The sequence below is a fragment of the Thauera sp. 27 genome, assembly GCF_000310125.2.
Taxonomy (GTDB): domain Bacteria; phylum Pseudomonadota; class Gammaproteobacteria; order Burkholderiales; family Rhodocyclaceae; genus Thauera; species Thauera mechernichensis.
In genome coordinates this window covers 1-341 of the sequence record NZ_AMXB01000112.1, presented here as the reverse complement: position 1 = coordinate 341, position 341 = coordinate 1, and the positions used below count along the sequence as shown (strand labels likewise).

1 protein-coding gene is annotated in these 341 nt (G+C 64.8%); it reads left to right on the top strand.

The features are described from left to right. Window positions 1-341: Ig-like domain-containing protein (locus B447_RS21620; RefSeq protein WP_004249738.1), on the top strand; the 341-nt coding region annotated here is incomplete at both ends.

Genomic DNA, 341 nt, shown 5'->3' with positions numbered 1-341 from the left:
CCGGTGGGCTTCGAGGCGAGCGACGTCGTTGTGACCAATGGTTCGATCTCGAACCTGGTGCAAGATCCGACCGACCCGACGCGCTGGACGGCCGACCTCACGCCGGCCGCTGGTTTCGAGGGCAATGTCACGGTCGAAGTCCCGGCCGGTAGCTACACCGACGTGGCCGGCAATGCTGGCAGTGGCGATAGCGACAGCACGGCGGTCGACACGCTCGCCCCGAGCGTCAATGTCACGATCAACCCGGACGGCACGGTCAGCTTCGTGTTCAGCGAAGCCCCGGTGGGCTTCGAGGCGAGCGACGTTGTTGTCACCAACGGTTCGATTTCGAACCTGGTGCA